The organism is Mesorhizobium sp. LjNodule214 (assembly GCF_964252735.1).
Taxonomy (GTDB): domain Bacteria; phylum Pseudomonadota; class Alphaproteobacteria; order Rhizobiales; family Rhizobiaceae; genus Mesorhizobium.
In genome coordinates, this window is record NZ_CAXUPE020000001.1 from 757,518 (window position 1) to 778,518 (window position 21,001).

Genomic DNA, 21,001 nt, shown 5'->3' on the forward strand with positions numbered 1-21,001 from the left:
GAGAGGATTGAAACGCCTCAGGCGAGCCCGAGCACGTCCCGCATCGAATACAGTCCGGGCTTCTTGCCGCGCGCCCAAAGCGCCGCCTTGACCGCGCCGCGGGCAAAGATCGCCCGGTCCTCGGCATGGTGCGCAAGCGTGATGCGCTCGCCGGTGCCGGCCAGCACCACCGAATGATCGCCGACCACCGAGCCGCCGCGCAGCGTCGCGAAGCCGATCGAGCCCGTCTTGCGCACGCCGGTATGGCCGTCGCGCACGCGAACATCGTTGCCGGCGAGCGGAATGCCGCGGCCTTGCGCCGCCGCTTCGCCGAGCAGCAGTGCGGTACCGGACGGGGCGTCGACCTTGTGGCGGTGGTGCATTTCCAGGATCTCGATGTCGAAATCCTCGGCGTCGAGCGCCTTTGCGGCCTGTTCCACCAGCACCGCCAGCAGGTTGACGCCGAGGCTCATATTGCCGGACTTGACGATCGTCGCATGGCGCGCCGCCGCCGCGATCGCGGCATCGTCGTCGGCCGAGCAGCCGGTAGTGCCGATGACATGGGCAATGCGCGCCTGCGCCGCGTAGCCGGCGAATTCGACAGTCGCGGCCGGTGCGGTGAAGTCGAGCACGCCGTCGGCCTTGGCGAAGGCCGGCAGCGGGTCGTCGACTATCGGCACGTTGATGATGCCGATGCCCGCGAGCTCTCCGGCATCCTTGCCGAGATAGGGCGAACCCGACCGCTCGACCGCGCCGGCGACGCGCGCGCCCGGCATCGTATGGATGGCGCGGATCAGCGTCTGGCCCATGCGGCCGGCCGCGCCCACCACCACCAGGCCCATATCGCTCATGCTGTCCTCCCGACCACCTTCTTCGCGCGGCTGCGCGGCAGCGGAGTTTGGATTGGCTTGGCGTCGTCGACAAGCCCCAGCCCCTTCTTGCCCTGCACCCTGTGGAAGCGGGCATAGACGCTGTGTGGATCGGCCATCAGCGCCGCATGCGTGCCTTCCTCGACCAGCCTGCCCTCTTCCAGCACGATGATGTGGTCGGCATTGACGACCGTCGACAGCCGGTGCGCGATGACGATGGTGGTGCGCCCTTCCATGACATGGGTCAGCGCTTCCTGGACGCGCGCTTCGGCCTCGTTGTCGAGCGCCGAGGTCGCCTCATCGAGCAGCAGGATCGGCGCATTCCGCACGATGGCGCGGGCGATCGACACGCGCTGGCGCTGGCCGCCGGACAGCGTCACGCCATTTTCGCCGACGGGGGTGTCATAGCCCTCCGGCTGCTGGCGGATGAATTCGTCGGCCGCGGCCTGCATTGCCGCCTGCTCGATCTCGGCATCGCTGGCGGAGGGCCGCCCATAGCGGATGTTATCGCGGATGGTGCCCTCGAACAGATAGGGCGCCTGCGAGACATAGGCGATCGAGCCGCGCAGCGACTTCTTGGTCACCTTTGAGATGTCCTGGCCGTCGATCGTGATGGTGCCTTGGCCGACATCGTAGAAGCGCTGCAGCAACGCGACCAGCGTCGATTTGCCGGCACCCGAGGCGCCGACAATGGCCGTCATCTTGCCGGCCTGGGCGATGAAGCTCAGCTCCTGCAGCACCGGCGTTTCCGGCACATAGCCGAACGAGACGTTGTTGAAGTGCACCTCGCCGGTGGTGATCCTGGCTTCGACCGCGCCCGACGTATCGCCCTGCTGCGGCAGGATGTCGAGAAGCTCATAGATCATGCGCGCATTGACCAGAGCGCGTTCCATGCCGACCTGCATGCGCGCCAGCCGCCGCGCCGGATCATAGGCGAGCGTCAGCGCCGTGATGAAGGAAAACACCGCGCCCGGCGGCTGGCCGAGAACGGTCGCCCGGTAGCCGGAATAGGCGATGACGCTGGCAAAGGCCAAACCTGCCAGCAGTTCGGAGATCGGCGTGAGCCGTTCCGAAACGCGCGCGATCTTGTTTGACCGCTGTTGCGCATCGTCGGCGAGCTTGCTGATGCGACGCGACAGCTCGTCCTCCATTGTGAAGGCCTTGACGATGGCGATGCCTTGCGTGGCTTCCTGCATGGCGCCGATCAGCCGCGAATTGATCTGCACCGATTCACGGGTGATGCGCCGAACCCGTCGCATCAGGTAGGTCACGGTGTAGATCAGCGGCGGTCCGATCAGCAGGGAGCTGAGCGAAAGCACCGGATCCTGGTAGATCATGACGCCGACCAGAGCGACCAGCGAGACAGCATCGCGCGCGGTCGACGTTATCGTCATCGACAGCAGATCGCGAATGCCGTTGACGTTCTCGTTGACCTGCGCCGCCAGCCGACCGGAACGGGTGTCGTTGAAGAAGCTGACGCCGAGCTTCATCAGATGGTTGAAGATGCGCTGCTGGTAGCGCGCCACCAGATTGTTGCCGATCCTGGCCATCGTCACCGCCTGGCCGTAGCCGGCAAGTCCGCGCAGGATGAAAGCCCCCAGCAGTGCGGCGCAGATCCATGGGATCAGATCGCCGCGCCGTTCATAGAAGATCTGATTGACGACCGGGCTCATGATCCAGGCGGAGAGGGCCGTCGTCGCCGACACGGTCAGCAGGCAGAGTATCGTGAAGACGTACGACCACCGATAGTCGCGGCCGTTCTCTTCGAGAATGCGGCGAATGACCGCCACGACCTCGCCCGGCCGAGCTCTCGCATGGTGTTGGGATGATTGGTTCAAGTCGCTGGCGTTCCGTGGGTCCGTCGTCTGGTCATGCCGCAAGGCTGGAATCGGCACCCCTCTTAGCGCCCTGTCTGCGGCTTGCCTATGGCGAAACTTCGTCGCGGGGCGGCGCGATCCTTATGCGCGCCAGCGCCGTCCAGCCGTCTGGACGCCGAACAGCGACGGGTTTCGGGCGTAGGCGGCCAGCCCGAGAAGCGCCGCCAGCGGGTGCGTAATGACATAGACCGGCATGGCGCGCATCAGCTCGCTGTGCGGCGCCTTGTCCTCGAAGGCGGCGCGGAAATTGCCGGCTTTCAGCGCCGGCACGATCTTTTGCGCGATGCCGCCAGTGAGGAAAACGCCGCCGCGGCTCATGAACACCAGCGCCAGATCCCCGGCGGTGCGGCCGAGGCAAGTGACGAACATCGACAGCGCCTCTTCGGCCACCGGATCCGTTTTCGCCAATGCCGCGGCGGTGATTTCCGCCGGCGTGGTGAAGGGCGCCGGCTTGCCGTCGGCCTTGGCCACGGCGCGATAGAGATTGACCAGGCCGCGCCCGCACAGGATCTGTTCGCCGGAGATGCGGCCTTCCAGCCTCTCGATATGCGGGAAAACCTGGAAATCGCGCGGCGAGCGCGGCCCGATGTCCATGTGGCCGCCTTCGCCGGGCACCGGAATCCAGTGGTTCAGCGCATGGATCAGCCCGGCGACGCCAAGCCCGGTGCCGGGACCGAGCACGACGCGGCCGGCATTCGGTTCCGGCGTGCCGCCGCCGATCTTTTCCATATGCTCTTCGCCGAGCGCGACCACGGCCAGTGCCTGCGCCTCGAAATCGTTGAGCACGACGATGTCGCTGAGGCCAAGATTGGCGAACATTTTCCTTGGCTTGACCACCCAAGGACAGTTGGTCAGCTCGATCTCGTCGCCGTCGACCGGACCGGCCACCGCCAGCACCGCCGAATTGGGCCGGATCGAGGAGCGGTCGAGCACCGCCGCCTGGATCGCCTCGTCGATCGTGTTGAAATTGGCCGTCTGGACGATCTGCGGTTCGGTCGCTTCCGAATTCGCGTCGAGCACGATCGAAAAGCGCGCATTGGTGCCGCCGATGTCGCCGATCAGGACCGGAAACCGCAGCGCTGTCTCGTCGTCACCTTGCATGGCTCTTGGTCGTCCCTATTCCGGCAGTCCGCCGCTGTTTCTCGTGACTAGCGCATGACTTCGGAAAGGGAAAGCCGCTTCCGCGTCAGTTTCCCGGCCGCGGTCGCGGCAGTGGGATGCCGATCTCGGGTGTCGGCGCGAACGCGCTTGCCGAGGCGGGCAGCGCCGCCGCGTCGCTTGGCACTGTCGTTGCCGTCGGCAGCGCTTCCGCAGGCTCGGCGGCGACAGCGATCGGCGCGCCGCCACTATGATAGGTGGCGGCTTCCGCCGAGGCCGGAGCCGGCGCGTCGAGCACGGTTTGGCATTGCCTGGGCAGGTTCGCCATCGTCATGATGTCGCGCGCCTTTGGCGCATCCGGGTTCTTGTTGGGCCGCCACGGCTCCTCGGTGAACCACCAGGCCAGCGGCTTGCCGCAGCCGTCGTCAGCCGGGGTCGTTTCCTGCCCCTTGCAATTGGGCGAACCCGGCTGGCAGCCGATACGCATGTGGAAGTGGTAGTCGTGGCCCCAGAACGGCCGGATCTTGCGCAGCCAGGAGCGGTCGCCGGTGACGGTGTCGCAGAGCTTCTTCTTGATGCCGGGATTGACCAGGATGCGCTCGACTTCCGGGTAGCTGGCGGCGCGCTTGAGGAGCCGCGTATGCATCGGCTTCCACAGCGCGTCCTTCACCAGATGGGTCTTCTCATCGACCATCAGGGTGGCGCTCATCTCTTCGCGCTGGCTGGTCGAAAGCGGGCGACTGGGCATCGGCGTCAGCCAGATGTCGGCGTCGAGGCCGATCTGGTGCGAGGCATGACCGGTCAGCATCGGGCCGCCACGCGGTTGCGAGATGTCGCCGATCAACAGCCCCGGCCAGCCGTCGGCGTGAGCGTCACGCGACAATTTCTCGACCAGCGCGATCATCGCCGGATGGCCCCAGCGCCGGTTGCGCGACGGCCGCATCACTTCCCAGGTCGGCCCGTCCATGGGGATGGCGACGCCGCCGGCAAAGCAGCCCTTGGAATAGAAGCCGAAGGACTGCGCCGCCGCCACCGCCGGCAGCTTCTTGGCGCCGAACAGGTCTTTTGCCCGCGGCTCGGCCGTCAGCGCGCCCGCGACAAGCCCGGTGAGGGCAAGGATGGACATCATCGCCGTCAGGAACGGCCGTCTGCCGGGCAATGATCGCATCGAAATCGTCATGAAACCGATCCCCTCCGCAACGGGCCGCGAACCATGGCGAATCATACCACGACCGGCGCTTCGATCACGAGCGCTTCATCGGGCTGCGCGCTTCGCCCTCGCGCCAGTTGCCATCGGCCCACATATGGTCGAACGCCACCCGGTAGTCGGGAAAGCGGAAGCTGTAGCCCGCCGCCTTGATTGCCGTGTTGGCGACACGCTTGTTCTCGCCATAGAAGGAGCGCGCCATGGGCGAAAGTTGGGCGGTCTCAAACGGAATTTCCGGCGGCGGTTCGATACCCATCAGCGAGGCGGCATAGGCGACGACGTCCTGCGGCGGCGCCGGTAGATCGTCGGTGACGTTGAAGATGCCACCCAGATTGTGGTCAATGAGATGCCAGAGCGCGCCGGCAATGTCGTCGCAATGGATGCGGTTGAACACCTGGCCCAGCTTGACCAGCCGCCGCGCCGTGCCGTCGGCCAGGTTGACCAGCGCGTTGCGGCCAGGCCCATAAATGCCGGAGAGCCGCAGGATCGCCACCGGCCGGCCGGTCTCCTGGCCGAGCTTCAGCCAATCCTTTTCGGCGGCCACCCGCATCACCGAACGTTTGGACACGGGCCGGCATTCGGCGGTCTCGTCCACCCAGCTGCCGCCATGGTCGCCATAGACGCCGACGGTGGAGAGATAGCCAATCCATTCGAGCGCCGGCATGGTCATGATTGCTTGGCGCGCGGCATTCAGCACGGGATCGCCGACCTCTTCCGGCGCCACCGAGACGATGAGGTGGGTGGTTGTCCTCAAGGCCGCGCCGATCTCTGGGGTCAGCACGCCGTCGAAGCGCAACGGCGTGACGCCGGCCTGCCGGAGTGCTTCAAACTTCTCCGGCGAGCGGGTGGTGCCGAAAATCAGCGCCGCATCGCTGTTGGCCCGCGCAAAAGCCTTGCCGGAGTAGCCGGCGCCGAAGATGAGGATATGCTTTTCGGTCATGCATGCATCTCGATTGGATTTGACTGCGCCAGAAGCCATTCGCGGCGCACAGCCTCGTCGCGTTCGGTTTGTGCCGCGGCTGCGGCACGTTCGGCGAACTCGGTCTCGGGCACAAGCCGCGACAGCGCCCACACCGCCGCGCCGCGCACCAGCGGCGAGGCATCGCCGAGCAATTCGCGCACCGAACCGGCCAGCGAAGGATCGCCGGAATTGCCGGCGGCGATCAGCACGTTGCGGACAAAGCGGTCGCGGCCGATGCGTTTTATGGGCGAACCGGTAAAGAACGAGCGAAAAGCAGCGTCGTCGAGCAGCAAGAGCTCCGCAAGCGGCGGCTCGCGCAGATCCGCGCGGGCGACAAGCTTCGCCTCTGACGCGGCGCGGGCGAACTTGTTCCACGGACAAGCGGCAAGACAATCGTCGCAGCCATAGACGCGGTTGCCGATCTTCTCGCGGAATTCGAGGGGGATCGGCCCCTTGTTCTCGATGGTGAGATAAGAAATGCAGCGCCGCGCATCGAGCCGGTAGGGCGCCGGGAAGGCATCGGTCGGGCAGGCATCGAGGCAGGCGCGGCAGGAACCGCAATGGTCGTCCTCCGCCGTATCGGGCGCAAGCGCGGCCGTCGTGAAGATGGTACCGAGAAACAGCCACGAGCCGTGTTCGCGGCTGACCAGATTGGTGTGCTTGCCCTGCCAGCCGAGCCCGGCGGCTTCGGCGAGCGGCTTTTCCATCACCGGTGCTGTATCGACGAACACTTTCACGTCGCCGCCGGCGCGGGCGACGATCTTGCCGGCGATCTCCTTCAGCCGGCCCTTCATCACCTCGTGATAGTCGCGGTTCTGCGCATAGACGGAGATCGCGCCACGGTCGCGCTTCGACTGCAGCATGCGCGGATCGCGGTCGGGGCCATAATTCATCGCCAGCACGACGATCGAGCGCACCTCGGGCCACAGCGCCGCCGGTTCGCCCCGGCGCTCGAGCGTTTCGGCGATCCAGCCCATCGAGCCATGGAAACCGTCGGCGATGAATTCGGCGAGCCGGGCCGGCGCCAGAGGGATCGCGTCGGGCGTGGTGACGGCGACGGCATCGAAGCCGGCGCGCTGCGCCTCGCGGTCGATCAGCGCGCGCAGTTTTACGGCGTCAGAAGTCGAGGTCCGCATAATGTGACACCGGCGACAGGCCGCGCACCCGGTCGGACAGAAGCGGCCGGAACGATGGCCGCGATTTCACCCGCGTATACCATTCGCGCGCCGCTGCGTGTTCGCGCCAGTCGATCTCGCCGAGATAGTCGAGCACCGACAGCGCCGCCGCCGCCGCGAGGTCGGCATAGGTCACCTTGTTGCCGGCCAGCCAGTGGCGGGTGCCGGCCAGCCAGTTGGTGTATTTCATGTGCTGGCGGATGTTGGCGCGGGCAGCCCGGATCGCGCCCGAATCGGGCGAGCCGCCGCCCGCTGTCTCCGGCATCACCGGCTTCAGCACGCGCTCGCGCACCAGGTGTCTTGTGACTTCACCTTCGGCCTTGCTGAGATACCAGTCGGTCAGCCGCCGGATTTCGGCACGTTCCATCGGGTCTTCGGCAAACAGCCTCTTGTCGCGCTTCAGGACGCCGCGCGTCTCGTCGAGATATTCGGCGATCACCATGGCGCCGACGATCGGCACGTCGCCTTCGGCAAGCAGGATCGGCAAGGTTCCGGCCGGGTTCAGCGCCAAAAACTCCTTGCGCCGCGTCCACGGCTTTTCTTCGATCAGCGCCAGCTCCTCGCCATATTCGCCAAAGGCGAGGCGGACGAACCGGCAGGTGGCGAACATCGGATGGTGGAAGAGCGTCAGCATGGTCCCGCGATAATAAGGCGCACTGGCGAATCGCCGGCCGCGCCGGTAAGTCTTGGCCGCCCGCAAAGCGGACCGTCAGGGTGCTGCGACCTATAGGGGGACTTCCGCGCCATGACAAGCAAGCCCTTCTCCCAAGCCCGCCCGCAAATCCCGAGGTTGCCATGGAAAGCCAGACCATCGTCGAAGCCCTGTTGCTCGGTCTTCTGGAGGGCCTGACCGAGTTCATACCGGTCTCCTCGACCGGCCATATCCTGCTTGCCGGCCATTTTCTCGGCTTCCACTCGACCGGCAAGGCCTTCGAGATCCTGATCCAGCTCGGCGCCATCCTGGCCATCCTCAGCGTCTATTTCCGCCGTCTGTGGCAAATGCTGCTCGACCTGCCGCATGACAGGCTGACGCGGCATTTCGTCATCGGCATCCTCATCGCCTTCCTGCCGGCGGCCATCATCGGCGCGCTGGCGCACGATTTCATCAAGACCATCCTGTTCGAATCGCCACGGCTGATCTGCATCATGCTGATCATCGGCGGTGTCGTGCTGCTGGCGGTCGACCGTATGAACCTCAAGCCCGCCTACCGTGACGTCGAACGTTTTCCGACCCGGCTCTATCTGCAGATCGGCCTGTTCCAGTGCCTGTCGCTGATCCCCGGCACCTCGCGCTCGGGCTCGACCATCGTCGGCGCGCTGCTGCTCGGCGTCGACAAGCGGGCGGCGGCGGAATTCTCCTTCTTCCTCGCCATCCCGACCATGGTCGGCGCCTTCGCCTTCGACCTGTTCAAGAACCGCAACGTGCTGAGCAGCGCCGACCTGCCGATCATCGCCGTCGGCTTCGTCGCCGCCTTCGTCACCGCGCTGATCGTCGTCCGCTTCCTGCTCGATTACGTCTCGCGCAACGGCTATTCGCTATTCGGCTGGTGGCGGCTGGTGGTCGGCGGCCTCGGGTTGGTGGCGTTGATGATCTGGGGGTGAGCGTCAACCTGGCGACGAGGGCTCACATGCCTTCGTCATCCACGGGCGGAGCAAGGAGCGTAGCGACGCAGCGCAGACCCGAGGATCCATGCCGTGACGTGGGCCGAAGAACGCAACGGTCAAGAATAGCTTTTGCCAGGCTCGCCATCGCAGGTGGGACGTCCTTCAGGTTCTGCACCGCAGAAGCGCTTCCAGGTCACGGCATGGATCCTGGGGTCTCCGCGACGTCGCTTCGCTCCTGCTTCGCCCCAGGATGACGAAGGTAACAGCGGCCTCCCCTAGTTCCGCCCGTAAAACGCATTCTCGACATGCACCGGCCAGCGCCAGGGCAGCACCGCCACCATGTCGAAGCGCACCGACAGTTTTCCATAATCGGGCTGGCGCGACAGCCAGAGGTCGGCCGCGCCCTCGATGCGGCGCTCGGAACTGTGGGCGATCGCCTCCATCGCCTCCATCAGCGAGCGGCGTGCCTTGACCTCGACGAACAGCACCAGGTCACCGCGCCGGGCGATCAGGTCGATCTCGCCGAGTTTGGTGCGATGTCGGCGGGCGAGGATCCGGTAGCCTTTCAGCATCAGTGCCGCCGCCGCCAGCCATTCGCCGCGATGGCCGCGTCGATAGGCCTGCCGGCGGTGAAGAGCCTGGCGCTTAGTCGCCACCCTCGCCTCCACCGGCATCCCGGAGCTCGAGCAGCCGCCGGTACAGCGCCTGCTTCTGGCCACCGGTCATTTTTGCCGCTTCCGCCGCAGCCTTCGAGGCCGGCATTTCGGCGGCGAGGGACAGCAGCAGCCTGTCGATGTCTTCAGGCTCGTCGGCCCTGGCCTCGGCCGGGCCGACACAGATGACGATTTCGCCCTTCGGCGTGTCGGCCGCCGCATAGTGATCGGCGAGCTTTTCCAGCGTGCCGGTCCGCATCTCCTCGAAAGTCTTGGTCAGCTCGCGGCCGATCGCCGCCTTGCGGGCGCCGCCCAGCGCCGCGACCATGGCGCCAAGCGTCTCGGCCAGCCGGCGCGGCGATTCGAAGAAGATCAGCGTCGCCGGCACGGCTTTCAGCGCCTCCAGCCGCGTCAGCCGCTGCCCGGTCTTAACCGGCAAGAAGCCGGCGAACAGGAAGGCGTCGGACGGCAGGCCGGACGCCGTCAGCGCGGCGAGTGCGGCCGACGGCCCGGGGATCGGCACGACGCGGAGGCCGCGGTCCAGCGCCTCGCCGACCAGCCGGTAGCCGGGATCGGAGATCAGCGGCGTACCGGCGTCCGAGATCAGCGCCACGCTCTGCCCGGCTTCGAGCGCCGCGATCAGCTTCGGCCCGGCCTCGCCGGCATTGTGCTCGTGATAGGCGGTGGTGCGGCGGCGGATGCCGTAGCGATCGAGCAGCACGCGCGAGACGCGCGTGTCCTCGCAGGCGACGATGTCGGCGGCGGCCAGCGTCTCCAGCGCGCGCAGCGTGATGTCGGCAAGATTGCCGATCGGCGTCGCCACCAGATAGAGCGCCGGCTCGAGTGGCCGCGCCGGTATCTCGGTCTGCCCGATCACATAGCTGCGTTTGTCGCCGGTCACCGGTACCCTCTTGCGTGCATTTGTCCTGTTTGGCACGGCGCACGCCCGGTTGCAAAACGTGACGACGATGTAATGCGGACCGCCATGCCTTTGCCACAGTAGGGAACGAAACCAAGCCCGGCGAATTTATCGGCTAGAGCGCCGCGCGTGCCTTAGGCGCGCAAAGCATGCTCTAGCACCGTTGGTCCAAACGTCTCGGGAGGAGGACAGGATGGACAGCCTGAAGATACAGGACGCTTTCGAGCCTTACTATGCCGGGCGCAAGCGCTTTGCCGCGAGGCGAGACAAAAGCCGGCCGGTCAAAGCTCAAAATGATGCCGATAGCGCGGAAGTCAGGCAGCGGCTTTTGCGCCGCCTGCTGTCCGAGCCGAGGACCATAATCGAGACCGAAACCGACAGCACGACGGAGCACTGACCGGACGATGCCCAATCGCTTCGATATCTTCATCACCCGCCTTGAAACGAAAACCGCCAGAGAAGCCGTACCACCGCATCCGATGAACGACCAGCACAGCGTCCGCCGCGACAAGGCCGACGCCAAGCCGGCCCGAAACGGAGAGGCGCATGCCGAGAAGGATCGCGGCAAGCGTCGTTTCAAGCACGACGCCTAAACCTACTAAGATCAGCGGAGAACAGCTCTCTCTTCGTCATCCCAGGCGAAGCAAGGAGCGAAGCGACGCGGCGCAGACCCTGGGATCCATGCCGTGACGTCAAAGCGTCGCTGCGGTGCAGAATCCGTTCCGCAGCATCCCCCGGGCTGACGTAGCGGCATGGATACTCGCCCGAGGATGACGAAGGCGTGGCGAACGCTTGGACACGTCCTTCAACCGAGATATCGCGCGACCTTCGCCTCCAGAAGCCGAACCAGCTCCGGGTCCATGAATTCATAGTCGTCCGGAATATCGAGGCAGATGACCCGAGCCTTCTTCAGGCTCGCCTTGTACTTCTTCTGCAGTTTGGCGCGGTGCGTCTTCTCCATGACGAAGATGATGTCGGCCCAGGCGACCAGTTCATGCGTCAGCGGGTTGTCGGCATTATGATTAGTGCCGGCTGATGCGACCTCAATGTCCCGGCGCGTGGAAAACACCTGCTCTGCCGTCGGGCTGCGCAAGCGGTTCTGGCTGCAGACAAAAAGGACGTTTTTCACTGGCTGCGATCGTTAGTTTGGCTATTGCCTCGGCCGGAAAACCAAATTGTGCTCTGCCGAAGGCAATTACTCATCCCATATCTCGCGTATCGTTTTGGTTAGAGGGATGTACTGATCAAACGTCAGCCCATTCAGATCAAACTCGACCAACTCATCCTTGGCAATTCCTCGAAGCTTACTTCCGATATATGTTATGAAGCTGAGTACGACGCTGAATTCGCTCAAGTGGGTCAATTTTAACTTGGATGTGACCTTTGCGTTCCTGATGAAAATCGCCTGAGCCTCAAAGAGGTCGTCATGTTCTGGAGATCTCAAGATCTCGGTTAGTCCAAACTCGAACACATCATCCGTGTTCAATGTCCGCAGCGTCTCGTGTATCAGGAACTTCATGGCAGGCCCCATATTGGATGCGGCGCAAATGGCCTTCCAGCTAAGCAAGCCGAACGTCTAGCATCCTTGCTCGAGCCGATAAATTGCCAATCACAGTCCAGCCACTTGGCACTCTGCGTTTACCGCGCCAGATCCGCCACCACCGCGTCGAGCACGATCATGCCGGCCGGCGTGACGCGCAGCCGGGCATTGCCGATCGGCGCCACCAGCCCTTCGCCCTGCAGCACCGAGAGCCGCGTGCTCGAGAGGCCGCGCCCGGAGAACGCCTCGTAGCGGGAAAGGTCGATGCCTTCGGCCAGCCGCAGCCCCATCAGCAGGAACTCGTCGGCTTCTTCCGAGCGCGTCAGGATCTCGCCGCCGGTAACGCCATGGCCCTTGGCTTCGACCAGATTGGCCCAGGTCTCCGGCATCCGCTCGGCGATCGTCACCACGCGGTGGCCGTGTTCGACGAAGCGGCCATGCGCGCCGGGGCCGACGCCGACATATTCGCCATAGCGCCAGTAGGTCAGATTGTGCCGGCTCTCGGCACCCGGCCTGGCGTGGTTGGATATCTCGTAGGCCGGCAAGCCATGCGCCGATGTCACCTCCTGCGTCAGCGCGTAGAGGTCGGCGGCGTGGTCGTTGTCCGGAATGGTGAATTTCTTGGCCGCATGCAGCGCATGGAACGGCGTGCCTTCCTCGATGGTCAGCTGGTAGAGCGACAGATGGTCGGCGGCATGGCCGATCGCCTGTTCGAGCTCCGCCTGCCAGGCCTCCGGCGTCTGGCCCGGCCGCGCATAGATCAGGTCGAACGAGAGGCGGGGGAATATTTCCCGCGCGAGCCCGATGGCGTGCAGCGCCTCGTCGACGTTGTGCAGCCGGCCGAGGAAGCGCAGATCCTTGTCGTTCAGCGCCTGCACGCCGAGCGACACACGGTTGACGCCGGCCGCACGATAGCCGCGAAAGCGCTCGGCCTCGACCGATGAAGGATTGGCCTCCAGCGTCACCTCGATGCCCTCAGGCACCGTCCAGTTCTTCGCCACCGCGTTGAGCACCGTCGCCACGGTTTCCGGCTTCATCAGCGAAGGCGTGCCGCCGCCGAGGAAGATGCTGGTCACCTCGCGCGGCCCGGTGCGGGCGCGCATCGTCGCCAGCTCTGTCTCGAAGGCGCGCGCAAAACGCTCCTGGTCGACGGGCTGGTGGCGAACATGGCTGTTGAAGTCGCAATAGGGGCACTTGGCCGCGCAGAACGGCCAATGGATGTAGACGCCGAAGCCGGGGCCGCGGTCGAGCTGCATGGTCGTGCCGTGCCCAATCATGCCGAACCGAGCCGGGCGCGCGCGAATTTCTGGAAGGCGCGGGCGCGGTGCGACAGGGCCGTCGGCTGGCCGGGCTTCCAGCCATGCTTCTCCTCGGCGCTCATTTCGCCGAAAGTCTTTTCGAAACCGTCCGGCAGAAACACCGGGTCATAGCCGAAACCGAGCGTGCCGCGTGGCGGCCACACCATTGTGCCTTCGGCCTCGCCGCGGAAATACTCGGCATCGCCATCCGGAAAGGCCAGGCAGATGACAGCGACGAAGCGGCCTTTGCGCTGCGCCGGATCGACCGCGCCGACTTCCTGCAGCGCGACTTCCGTGCGCTGCATGGCCATGCCGAAATCGCGCGAACCGTCCGGCGTCTCTGCCCAATTGGCGGTGTAGACGCCGGGCGCGCCGTCGAGCGCGTCGACGCAGAGGCCGGAATCGTCAGACAGCGCCGGCAGGCCGGTCGCCTTGGCGGCGGCAAAGGCCTTGATGTAGGCGTTCTCCTCGAAGGTTGTGCCGGTCTCGTCCGGTTCCGGCAGGCCGTACTCCTTGGCGGATTTCGCCTCGAAGCCGAACGGCGCCATCAGGTCGGAGAATTCGCGCAGCTTGCCTTCATTGTGGCTGGCGACGACGATCTTTTGTCCGTTGAGCGAATGCATCAGAGGCCCCAGATCCTTGGTTCGGCGAATTCGATCGAATTGCCGGAGGGGTCGCGTATATAGATCGAACGCCCGCCTTGCGGCCACTCGAACTCGCTTTCGATGGCGATCTTCTTCGCCGCGAGATGTTGCCGCCAGCCGGCGATCTCGTCGGCGCTCGCGGCAAAGCAGAGGTGGCCATCGCCGACCGTGCCATGCGGCGGCACCTTCAGCCTGGCATCGGGCGCCGGCGGTACCTTGGTGGCCTCGGCGTTGAAGAGCAGCAGCACTCCGGAACCGCAGCGGAAGAACACATGCCTGCCCTCGACCTTGCCGAGCACCTCGAGCCCGAGCACGTCGCGATAGAAGGCTTCCGTGGCAGCCAAATCGGTGACGTAGAGGGCCGATTCGAGGATGGCGGAAGGTCTCATGGAAAGCCTATGCGACAGCCATCTGCTGCAGGCTGACCAGGCGTTGGATGCCCTTCTTGGCCAGGCCCATCAGCGCGGCGAACTGGTCTTCCGAGAAGGGCTCGCCCTCGGCCGTGCCCTGGATCTCGACGATGCCGCCCTTGCCGGTCATGACGAAATTGGCGTCGGTCCCGGCCGATGAATCTTCGAGATAGTCGAGATCGATGACCGGCTGGCCGTCATGGATGCCGCAGGAAATCGCCGCGACATGGTCCTTCAGCACCTTGGCGACGCTGGCCATCTGCCGCGCTTCCATCCAGCGCAGGCAATCGTATAGCGCCACCCAGCCGCCGGTGATCGACGCCGTGCGGGTGCCGCCATCGGCCTGGATGACATCGCAGTCGACGGTGATCTGCTGCTCGCCCAGCGCCTGCAAATCGACCACGGCGCGCAACGAGCGGCCGATCAGCCGCTGGATCTCCAGCGTGCGGCCGCCCTGCTTGCCGGCGGAGGCCTCGCGGCGCATGCGCTCGCCGGTCGAGCGCGGCAGCATGCCATATTCGGCCGTCACCCAGCCCTTGCCGGAATTGCGCATCCAGGCCGGCACCTTTTCCTCCAGGCTCGCCGTGCACAGGACATGCGTGTCGCCGAACTTCACCAGGCACGAGCCCTCGGCGTGTTTGGAGACGCCGCGCTCGAAGGAGATGGCGCGCATTTCGTCGGCTTGGCGTTTGGAGGGGCGCATTCAGGCCTCTTTCTTCTGGTTTTCCGGGGTCGTGGGCGGCTTGTAGACGCATGCGGCCCATGGCGCAAAGGAAAATGGACCGGGTTGCGCGGGCACGGCCTAAGTCTATATTTGAACCGGAGGTTTTTGGCCCGAATGACCAAGGCAGTCGATCCCGCGTCGCAGTCGCCGGTGCTCCAGTCACTGGACATGCGTTCGCGCGACATTTTCCGGCGCATCGTCGATTCCTATCTCAGGGATGGCGAGCCGGTCGGTTCGCGCAGCCTGTCGCGCATACTGCCCTCGTCGCTGTCGCCGGCGACCATCCGCAATGTGATGAGCGACCTCGAGCATCTCGGCCTGATCTATGCGCCGCATATCTCGGCCGGACGTTTGCCGACGCAGACCGGCCTGCGCTTCTTCGTCGACGCCTTCATGGAGCTTGGCGACCTTTCCGACGAGGAGCGCCGCATCATCGAGGCGCAGGTGCGGGCCTCCGGCTCGGGCGCGACGCTGGAGCATATGCTGACCGAGGCCAGCCAGATGCTGTCGGGCATGTCGCGCGGCGCCGGCCTGGTGCTCGCCGCCAAGAACGAAGTGGCGCTCAAGCATATCGAGTTCATCCAGCTCGAGCCGACCAAGGCGCTGGCCGTGCTGGTGTCGCAGAACGGCGATGTCGAGAACCGCGTCGTCGACCTGCCCGCCGGCACCACCGTCTCGCAATTGCACGAGGCCTCGAACTTCCTCAACGCCCATATCCGTGGCCGGACGCTGGCCGAGGCGCGCATCGAGATCGCCCGTATCAAGGAAGAGACCAGGGCCGCCCTCGACACGCTGTCGCAGGACCTGGTCGAGAAGGGCCTGGCGGTCTGGGCAGGCGCCGACAGCGGCCTGCCGGCGCGCCTCATCGTGCGCGGCCGCGCCAATCTGCTGGAAAACGTCACCGCCCAGGCCGATATCGAGTTGCTGCGCCATCTGTTCGAGGACCTGGAGACGCAGGACGGGCTGGTCCAGCTGCTCGACCTTGCCGAGGAAGGGCCTGGCGTGCGCATCTTCATCGGCTCGGAAAACAAGCTCTTTTCGCTGTCCGGCTCGTCGCTGGTCGTCGCGCCCTATCGCGACAAGGACGCCCGCGTCGTCGGCGCGCTCGGCGTCATCGGCCCGACGCGCCTGAACTACGCCCGCATAGTGCCGATGGTCGACTATACGGCGCAGCTCATTTCGCGCATGCTGCGCTAGGTGTATCGATATTCGGGTGAGACCGGCCTGCAAATGGCGGGTTCCTGCGCTTCCGGTGCTCACGTACCCAAAAGTACGCTCCGCTCCGGTTCTCGGAAACCACCATTTTCGGCGCGGCCTGACCCGAATCTCAACACACCTTGGAACGAACAGGCTGCCGAGGAGAAAAAGAATGGCGCTGGAATCATTGAAGGCCCAGATCAGCCTGCTGCTCGAGGAAATGATCAACCAGCCCGAGGACCAGCATGAGGTGCAGGAACAGCTGCGCGAAAAGCTGAGGGAGCTGCGCGCCATGGGCCTGCCGCTGCCGGCCGATCTCGTTGAACTGGAAAAGCGTCTCGACGACGATTTCTACGCTGCCGGGACCTGAACCGGCGATCCTTCAAATCCCCGTGTGCCGAGGCCCTGCTCGGAACAAGCTGGCGGGTCTGCCCGTTTCGCTGGTCAAGGTGAACCGGAGAATGCCATGATCCGACGTGTCGGTCTGGCGGCATTTGTCGCCACTCTGTTTGTCGTCCCCAGCAGCTTCGCGCAACAGGCGGAACAGCCGTTGTTGGAAGGCAAAGCCGCCTTCGGCGACTGGAAGGCCGACAGGCCGGGCGTGCGCCGACTGATCAGGCCTGATGATATGCAGGCCCCTTACCTCACCGAATCCGCGTCCAAAGGCGCCGGTCTGGCCGATCGTCCCGAAGGCGCCAAGCCAATTCTGCCGCCGGGCTTTTCGGTAGAGTTGATTGCCTCCGGCATCGACAATCCGCGTGTCGTGCGCATGGCGCCGAACGGCGACCTCTTCGTCGCCGACAGCAAGGCCAACCAGATACGCGTCTACCGTCTCACCGAGGGCAGCGCCAAGCCTGCCGAGGAAACCACCTTCGCCAAGGGCCTCAACCGGCCCTATGGCATTGCCTTCTACCCGCCGGGCGACAAGCCGCAATGGGTCTATGTCGCCAACAGCAATGGCGTCGTGCGCTTTGCCTATCGTGACGGCGACCTGCAGGCGTCCGGCGAGCCGGAAACCATCGTCGCCGACATCCCCTCCAGCCACCACTGGACCCGCGACATCGTCTTCTCGCCCGACGGCAAGACGCTCTATCTGTCGGTCGGCTCAGGCTCCAATGCTGCCGAGGATATCGGCAGGGAACCGGAGGGCGGGCTCGAGCAATGGGCGAAATCGCAGCCGCTGGGCGCGGCGTGGAGCTCCGAGCAAGGCCGCGCCGACGTTCTCGCCTTCGATCCAGACGGCAAGAACCGGCGCAGCTTCGCCACCGGGCTGCGCAACTGCTCCGGCATGACCGTGCAGCCGGCCACCGGCGCGCTCTGGTGCGTCGTCAACGAGCGCGACGAACTCGGCGACAATGTCCCGTTCGAGTATGCGACGACGGTCAAGGATGGCGGCTTCTATGGCTGGCCCTGGTATTACATCGGCAACAACGAGGATCCGCGCCACCAGGGCGAGCGTCCTGACCTCGCCGGCAAGGTGACCGTGCCCGACGTGCTGATGCAGGCGCATTCGGCGCCGCTCAACATCGCCTTCTACGCCGGCAAGAGCTTTCCGGCCGAGTATCAGAGGGATGCCTTCGTCGCCCTGCACGGCTCCTGGAACCGCGACATCAGGACGGGCTACAAGGTGGTGCGGCTGAAATTCAAGGACGGCAAGCCGACCGGCGAGTATGAGGACTTCATGACCGGCTTCGTCATCGCCGACGACGCGGTCTGGGGTCGGCCGGTTGGCGTTGCGGTGGCTAAAGACGGTTCGCTGATCGTCACCGAAGACGGCAACGGCACCATCTGGCGCGTCACCTACGGCGAAGGCCCGACCTGAGGCGCTCGCCCTCTGGTGCAATCGAATCCGGTTCACAGCCTGGGCGCTTTCGTGCGAAAAGGCGCCTTCATTCAAAAGGCTGGACCATGACCCTCACCGGTTTCATCGCCTACAGCGCCGCCCTCGGCATCGCCGCCGCCATTCCCGGCCCCGGCGTCACGGCGCTTGTCGCGCGCGCCCTCGGTTCCGGCTTCCGGTCATCGCTGGCCATGTCGTTCGGCCTGATGCTCGGCGACCTCACCTATCTCACCGCCGTGGTGCTCGGCCTTGCCTTCGTCGCCCAGACCTTCGGCATGGTCTTCGTGACGATCAAATGGCTGGGCGTTGCCTATCTCGCCTTCCTTGGCTGGCGCTTCTGGACCAGCGGCATCACGCCCGAGACCGTCGAGGCGAAGAAGGGCAAGGGCGGAATGCTGGCGAGCTTCCTCGCCGGCCTCACCGTCACGCTCGGCAACCCGAAGACGATGATCTTCTATCTCGCCATCACGCCGACCATCGTCGACCTGAAGACCATCACGCTGGTCGATTACGGCATCCTCGTCGCGCTCACCGTCGTCGTGCTCCTGGTGGTGCTGGTGCCCTATCTGGCGCTCGCCGCCAAGGCGCGCTGGTTCCTCAAGTCGCCAAGGGCGTTGAAGGCGCTGAACCGCACCGCCGCCGGCTTCATGGTCGGGGCCGCGGCGGCGATTGCCGCCCGCCAGTAGACTGGTTTCGGCCAATCCATTCCGCAAATCAGGCTATCCGGAAAATGCGTTTCCGGGACGAGAGCGTTTTCAGCAAGCACCCCACTCGGATATTTTCGAGCCGCAGCCTATCTTGCGCGACCGAAAGCCCTATTCTGTCCGCCTATGTTAGTCCGACCATGTCAATTGCCTGACTTCTGGGAGCGAAACCAATGAACAAGCCCGTCTCTTCCACGCGCGTGCCCGGCCGCGGCCGCGTCTACAATTCGATCACCGAGACGATTGGCGACACGCCGCTGGTGCGGCTCGACAAATTCGCCAAGGAGAAGGGCGTTGTCGCCAATCTCCTGGCCAAGCTCGAATTCTTCAACCCGATCGCTTCGGTCAAGGACCGCATCGGCGTCGCCATGATCGAGGCGCTTGAGGCGTCGGGCCGGATCGCGCCGGGCAGGACGACGCTGATCGAACCGACCTCCGGCAACACCGGCATCGCGCTCGCCTTCGCCGCCGCCGCCAAGGGCTACAAGCTGATCCTGACCATGCCGGAGACCATGTCGGTGGAGCGCAGGAAAATGCTGGCGCTGCTCGGCGCCGAACTGGTGCTGACCGAAGGCCCCAAAGGCATGAAGGGCGCCATCGCCAAGGCCGACGAACTGGCCGCCACGCTGCCCGACGCCGTCATTCCACAGCAGTTCGAGAACCCGGCCAATCCGGAGATCCACCGCCGCACCACGGCCGAGGAGATCTGGAACGACACCCAGGGCGAGGTCGACATCTTCGTCGCCGGCATCGGCACCGGCGGCACCATCACCGGCGTCGGCCAGGTGCTGAAGCAGCGCAAGCCTTCGGTGCATGTCGTCGCCGTCGAGCCGGAAGCCTCGCCGGTTCTGTCCGGCGGCCAGCCCGGCCCGCACAAGATCCAGGGCATCGGCGCCGGCTTCGCGCCAAAGATCCTCGACACTTCGATCTATGACGAGATCGTCAAGGTCTCGAACGAGGATTCGGTCGCCAATGCTCGCCTCGTCGCCCGTCTCGAAGGCGTGCCGGTCGGCATCTCCTCGGGCGCGGCCCTTCAGGCGGCGATCGTCGTCGGCTCGCGGCCGGAGAACAAGGGCAAGAATCTGGTGGTGGTCATCCCCTCCTTCGCCGAGCGCTATCTGTCGACCATTTTGTTCGACGGGCTGGGCGCTTAGGCTTCTCGACGCAAGAGCGCGACGCCGAAGCCATCAATCTCCCCCTTGCGGGGAGATGTCCGGCAGAACAGAGGGGCGCACTGTCCCGCCAGCATCAAGCGATTCGCTCGCCAGGCCTTATCTGTTTGGCGCGTCAGTACTGAGCAACGAACGCACCAATGCAGCCTGGCTGCGCGCGCCGGTCTTGTCGAAAATGCGCTGTAGCTGGGTTCGCAGAGTGTTGACGCTAACCGCCAGGAGATCGGCGGCGGCCGCAAGATCATGGCCCTCGACGATCAGACGGGCAAGCCTGACCTGCGCCGGGGAGAGTCCGTAGACTTCCTGCGCCGCTGTGATCCGGCGCGCAACCGTCGCGGCATCGTCGAATGAAACGAACACCTTGCCGTCCTCAAGCAGAACCCAGCAATGGAGCCGTACCCCCGCTGTGTCTTCGCCGAGCGCCACCACCCAGGCCTGTTTCGGTGCGACGTTTAGTGGCCTCTGGCTCTGCAGCTCGCAGAATGCCAAGCGCACCGCGTCGCGAAGTGCTGCGTCGCGCTCGCGTCGCCGGGCACGCAGGCTGCCGGCAGCGGCGACCAGTCCCGGATGGCCGTGCATCCGCTCCTGCGCCAGCCGGTTCGTCCAGAGTATGCGCGCATCCATGTCGACCTCGATCATTGGGCTGTTGGCCTCATCGGCGCTGCTCTCCATCATCACCATGCAGCCGATCTTCCAGGCGCCCTCGATCCGGTGGAGGATCCGGAGCTGGCGCTTGCGATCCTCGCCCGTGTCACTGCCGATCTGATCGAAGGTCATCCACGCCACGTTGCCGTCCACGACGACGTTGACTTTTTCCCAACGGACGCGCCCCTCGAAGGCTTGCTTCTCTGGGAATCGCTCCACGATCTTCTTGATCCGCGAGGCGATCACGTTCCAGCCTTCGTCCACCCGAACGCCGAGCGAGGCGAAAGATTCCATCCGCCGGGTCGGCGGCGACTGCACCCAGTGGCTCGCCAGTGCCTCGAAGTCGCGCTGCAGCCAGGCCTCGGTCTCGGCACGGATCACCGCCAGGATCGCGGCTTTGTCAGCCTCGCTTTCGTCCATCGTGCGCGCTCCGGTAACGTCCGGTCGCAGCATAACACGGCCGATATCTCGCAGCATGCCACCA

General features: G+C 65.2%; 23 protein-coding genes. 8 read left to right on the forward strand and 15 right to left on the reverse strand.

What is annotated here, in order from left to right; all coding sequences use genetic code 11:
• Positions 1–17: 17 nt before the first annotated feature.
• The 7 genes from dapB to ACSQ3Z_RS03680 form a co-directional block, all read right to left on the reverse strand.
• Positions 18–830, reverse strand: coding sequence for a 4-hydroxy-tetrahydrodipicolinate reductase (gene dapB / locus ACSQ3Z_RS03650; protein WP_436170011.1), 813 nt, complete (start codon positions 828–830; stop codon positions 18–20).
• Positions 827–2,638, reverse strand: coding sequence for an ABC transporter ATP-binding protein (locus tag ACSQ3Z_RS03655; protein ID WP_436170012.1), 1,812 nt, complete (start codon positions 2,636–2,638; stop codon positions 827–829). Before ACSQ3Z_RS03655 ends, dapB begins: the two co-directional genes overlap by 4 nt.
• Before the next feature lie 168 nt (positions 2,639–2,806).
• Complete coding sequence (locus ACSQ3Z_RS03660) at positions 2,807–3,826, reverse strand: glucokinase (RefSeq protein ID WP_436170013.1); 1,020 nt, start codon at positions 3,824–3,826, stop codon at positions 2,807–2,809.
• 85 nt (positions 3,827–3,911) lie between these two features.
• Positions 3,912–5,003 (reverse strand): penicillin-insensitive murein endopeptidase, encoded by a 1,092-nt coding sequence (gene mepA / locus ACSQ3Z_RS03665; RefSeq protein WP_436170014.1) that lies wholly within the window; start codon positions 5,001–5,003, stop codon positions 3,912–3,914.
• Between the two features lie 64 nt (positions 5,004–5,067).
• Complete coding sequence (locus ACSQ3Z_RS03670) at positions 5,068–5,970, reverse strand: SDR family oxidoreductase (protein ID WP_436170015.1); 903 nt, start codon at positions 5,968–5,970, stop codon at positions 5,068–5,070.
• A complete protein-coding gene (gene queG, locus ACSQ3Z_RS03675; RefSeq protein WP_436170016.1) occupies positions 5,967–7,127 on the reverse strand; it encodes a tRNA epoxyqueuosine(34) reductase QueG in 1,161 nt (386 codons plus the stop codon). Before queG ends, ACSQ3Z_RS03670 begins: the two co-directional genes overlap by 4 nt.
• A complete protein-coding gene (locus ACSQ3Z_RS03680; protein WP_436170017.1) occupies positions 7,108–7,800 on the reverse strand; it encodes a glutathione S-transferase family protein in 693 nt (230 codons plus the stop codon). Before ACSQ3Z_RS03680 ends, queG begins: the two co-directional genes overlap by 20 nt.
• A gap of 161 nt (positions 7,801–7,961) precedes the next feature.
• Between ACSQ3Z_RS03680 and ACSQ3Z_RS03685 the strand changes: the two genes are divergently transcribed.
• A complete protein-coding gene (locus ACSQ3Z_RS03685) occupies positions 7,962–8,768 on the forward strand; it encodes an undecaprenyl-diphosphate phosphatase (RefSeq protein WP_436170018.1) in 807 nt (268 codons plus the stop codon).
• A 278-nt stretch (positions 8,769–9,046) separates the two neighbouring features.
• Here ACSQ3Z_RS03685 and ACSQ3Z_RS03690 read toward each other — a convergent pair whose 3' ends face one another.
• Positions 9,047–9,445, reverse strand: a complete 399-nt coding sequence (locus ACSQ3Z_RS03690) for a YraN family protein (RefSeq protein WP_436170019.1) — start codon at positions 9,443–9,445, stop codon at positions 9,047–9,049.
• Positions 9,417–10,325 (reverse strand): 16S rRNA (cytidine(1402)-2'-O)-methyltransferase, encoded by a 909-nt coding sequence (gene rsmI / locus ACSQ3Z_RS03695; protein WP_436170020.1) that lies wholly within the window; start codon positions 10,323–10,325, stop codon positions 9,417–9,419. The genes ACSQ3Z_RS03690 and rsmI overlap by 29 nt, the downstream gene beginning before the upstream one ends.
• A 211-nt stretch (positions 10,326–10,536) precedes the next feature.
• Here rsmI and ACSQ3Z_RS03700 point away from each other — a divergent pair, with 211 nt between their 5' ends.
• Positions 10,537–10,740, forward strand: a complete 204-nt coding sequence (locus tag ACSQ3Z_RS03700; RefSeq protein WP_436170021.1) for a hypothetical protein — start codon at positions 10,537–10,539, stop codon at positions 10,738–10,740.
• Positions 10,741–10,747: 7 nt separating this feature from the next.
• A complete protein-coding gene (locus ACSQ3Z_RS03705; protein ID WP_436170022.1) occupies positions 10,748–10,936 on the forward strand; it encodes a hypothetical protein in 189 nt (62 codons plus the stop codon).
• A 212-nt stretch (positions 10,937–11,148) separates the two neighbouring features.
• Here the strand turns inward: ACSQ3Z_RS03705 and ACSQ3Z_RS03710 are convergent, their stop codons facing one another.
• The 5 genes from ACSQ3Z_RS03710 to rph form a co-directional block, all read right to left on the reverse strand.
• A complete protein-coding gene (locus ACSQ3Z_RS03710; protein WP_436170023.1) occupies positions 11,149–11,472 on the reverse strand; it encodes a low molecular weight protein tyrosine phosphatase family protein in 324 nt (107 codons plus the stop codon).
• A 509-nt stretch (positions 11,473–11,981) separates the two neighbouring features.
• Positions 11,982–13,160: a radical SAM family heme chaperone HemW gene (gene hemW, locus ACSQ3Z_RS03715; protein WP_436170024.1), complete on the reverse strand. Its 1,179-nt coding sequence runs from the start codon at positions 13,158–13,160 to the stop codon at positions 11,982–11,984.
• Positions 13,157–13,804, reverse strand: coding sequence for an RdgB/HAM1 family non-canonical purine NTP pyrophosphatase (gene rdgB, locus ACSQ3Z_RS03720; RefSeq protein WP_436170025.1), 648 nt, complete (start codon positions 13,802–13,804; stop codon positions 13,157–13,159). The genes hemW and rdgB overlap by 4 nt, the downstream gene beginning before the upstream one ends.
• Positions 13,804–14,214, reverse strand: a complete 411-nt coding sequence (locus ACSQ3Z_RS03725; protein ID WP_436170026.1) for a VOC family protein — start codon at positions 14,212–14,214, stop codon at positions 13,804–13,806. The genes rdgB and ACSQ3Z_RS03725 overlap by 1 nt, the downstream gene beginning before the upstream one ends.
• Before the next feature lie 7 nt (positions 14,215–14,221).
• The gene (rph, locus tag ACSQ3Z_RS03730) at positions 14,222–14,938 is read right to left on the reverse strand and encodes a ribonuclease PH (RefSeq protein ID WP_436170027.1); all 717 of its coding nucleotides are present in this window, start codon (positions 14,936–14,938) and stop codon (positions 14,222–14,224) included.
• Positions 14,939–15,073: 135 nt separating this feature from the next.
• On the opposite strand from rph, the gene hrcA reads away from it, so the two are divergent.
• The 5 genes from hrcA to cysK all read left to right on the forward strand — a co-directional run bounded on the left by hrcA (position 15,074) and on the right by cysK (position 19,854).
• Positions 15,074–16,156, forward strand: a complete 1,083-nt coding sequence (hrcA, locus tag ACSQ3Z_RS03735) for a heat-inducible transcriptional repressor HrcA (protein ID WP_436170028.1) — start codon at positions 15,074–15,076, stop codon at positions 16,154–16,156.
• 172 nt (positions 16,157–16,328) lie between these two features.
• Positions 16,329–16,526, forward strand: a complete 198-nt coding sequence (locus ACSQ3Z_RS03740) for a hypothetical protein (protein ID WP_436170029.1) — start codon at positions 16,329–16,331, stop codon at positions 16,524–16,526.
• Positions 16,527–16,622: 96 nt separating this feature from the next.
• Positions 16,623–17,978 carry a PQQ-dependent sugar dehydrogenase gene (locus ACSQ3Z_RS03745; RefSeq protein WP_436170030.1) on the forward strand — a complete coding sequence of 452 codons (1,356 nt, stop codon included), beginning with the start codon at positions 16,623–16,625 and terminating at the stop codon, positions 17,976–17,978.
• 86 nt (positions 17,979–18,064) lie between these two features.
• Positions 18,065–18,682, forward strand: a complete 618-nt coding sequence (locus ACSQ3Z_RS03750; RefSeq protein WP_436170031.1) for a LysE family translocator — start codon at positions 18,065–18,067, stop codon at positions 18,680–18,682.
• 191 nt (positions 18,683–18,873) lie between these two features.
• On the forward strand, positions 18,874–19,854 hold the full coding sequence (gene cysK / locus ACSQ3Z_RS03755; protein WP_436170032.1) for a cysteine synthase A: 981 nt from the start codon (positions 18,874–18,876) through the stop codon (positions 19,852–19,854).
• Positions 19,855–19,971: 117 nt separating this feature from the next.
• Here cysK and ACSQ3Z_RS03760 read toward each other — a convergent pair whose 3' ends face one another.
• Positions 19,972–20,994 (reverse strand): LuxR family transcriptional regulator, encoded by a 1,023-nt coding sequence (locus ACSQ3Z_RS03760; RefSeq protein WP_436170033.1) that lies wholly within the window; start codon positions 20,992–20,994, stop codon positions 19,972–19,974.
• Positions 20,995–21,001 lie beyond the last annotated feature (7 nt).

Bases quoted from the DNA above. Each gene is read 5' to 3' on its own strand.
- dapB (WP_436170011.1), bottom strand. From the start codon at position 830: ATGAGCGATATGGGCCTGGTGGTGGTGGGCGCGGCCGGCCGCATGGGC.
- ACSQ3Z_RS03660 (WP_436170013.1), bottom strand. From the start codon at position 3,826: ATGCAAGGTGACGACGAGACAGCGCTGCGGTTTCCGGTCCTGATCGGC.
- mepA (WP_436170014.1), bottom strand. From the start codon at position 5,003: ATGACGATTTCGATGCGATCATTGCCCGGCAGACGGCCGTTCCTGACG.
- ACSQ3Z_RS03670 (WP_436170015.1), bottom strand. From the start codon at position 5,970: ATGACCGAAAAGCATATCCTCATCTTCGGCGCCGGCTACTCCGGCAAG.
- queG (WP_436170016.1), bottom strand. From the start codon at position 7,127: ATGCGGACCTCGACTTCTGACGCCGTAAAACTGCGCGCGCTGATCGAC.
- ACSQ3Z_RS03680 (WP_436170017.1), bottom strand. From the start codon at position 7,800: ATGCTGACGCTCTTCCACCATCCGATGTTCGCCACCTGCCGGTTCGTC.
- ACSQ3Z_RS03685 (WP_436170018.1), top strand. From the start codon at position 7,962: ATGGAAAGCCAGACCATCGTCGAAGCCCTGTTGCTCGGTCTTCTGGAG.
- ACSQ3Z_RS03690 (WP_436170019.1), bottom strand. From the start codon at position 9,445: ATGCCGGTGGAGGCGAGGGTGGCGACTAAGCGCCAGGCTCTTCACCGC.
- ACSQ3Z_RS03700 (WP_436170021.1), top strand. From the start codon at position 10,537: ATGGACAGCCTGAAGATACAGGACGCTTTCGAGCCTTACTATGCCGGG.
- ACSQ3Z_RS03705 (WP_436170022.1), top strand. From the start codon at position 10,748: ATGCCCAATCGCTTCGATATCTTCATCACCCGCCTTGAAACGAAAACC.
- hemW (WP_436170024.1), bottom strand. From the start codon at position 13,160: ATGATTGGGCACGGCACGACCATGCAGCTCGACCGCGGCCCCGGCTTC.
- rdgB (WP_436170025.1), bottom strand. From the start codon at position 13,804: ATGCATTCGCTCAACGGACAAAAGATCGTCGTCGCCAGCCACAATGAA.
- ACSQ3Z_RS03725 (WP_436170026.1), bottom strand. From the start codon at position 14,214: ATGAGACCTTCCGCCATCCTCGAATCGGCCCTCTACGTCACCGATTTG.
- rph (WP_436170027.1), bottom strand. From the start codon at position 14,938: ATGCGCCCCTCCAAACGCCAAGCCGACGAAATGCGCGCCATCTCCTTC.
- hrcA (WP_436170028.1), top strand. From the start codon at position 15,074: ATGACCAAGGCAGTCGATCCCGCGTCGCAGTCGCCGGTGCTCCAGTCA.
- ACSQ3Z_RS03740 (WP_436170029.1), top strand. From the start codon at position 16,329: ATGGCGCTGGAATCATTGAAGGCCCAGATCAGCCTGCTGCTCGAGGAA.
- ACSQ3Z_RS03745 (WP_436170030.1), top strand. From the start codon at position 16,623: ATGATCCGACGTGTCGGTCTGGCGGCATTTGTCGCCACTCTGTTTGTC.
- ACSQ3Z_RS03750 (WP_436170031.1), top strand. From the start codon at position 18,065: ATGACCCTCACCGGTTTCATCGCCTACAGCGCCGCCCTCGGCATCGCC.
- cysK (WP_436170032.1), top strand. From the start codon at position 18,874: ATGAACAAGCCCGTCTCTTCCACGCGCGTGCCCGGCCGCGGCCGCGTC.
- ACSQ3Z_RS03760 (WP_436170033.1), bottom strand. From the start codon at position 20,994: ATGCTGCGAGATATCGGCCGTGTTATGCTGCGACCGGACGTTACCGGA.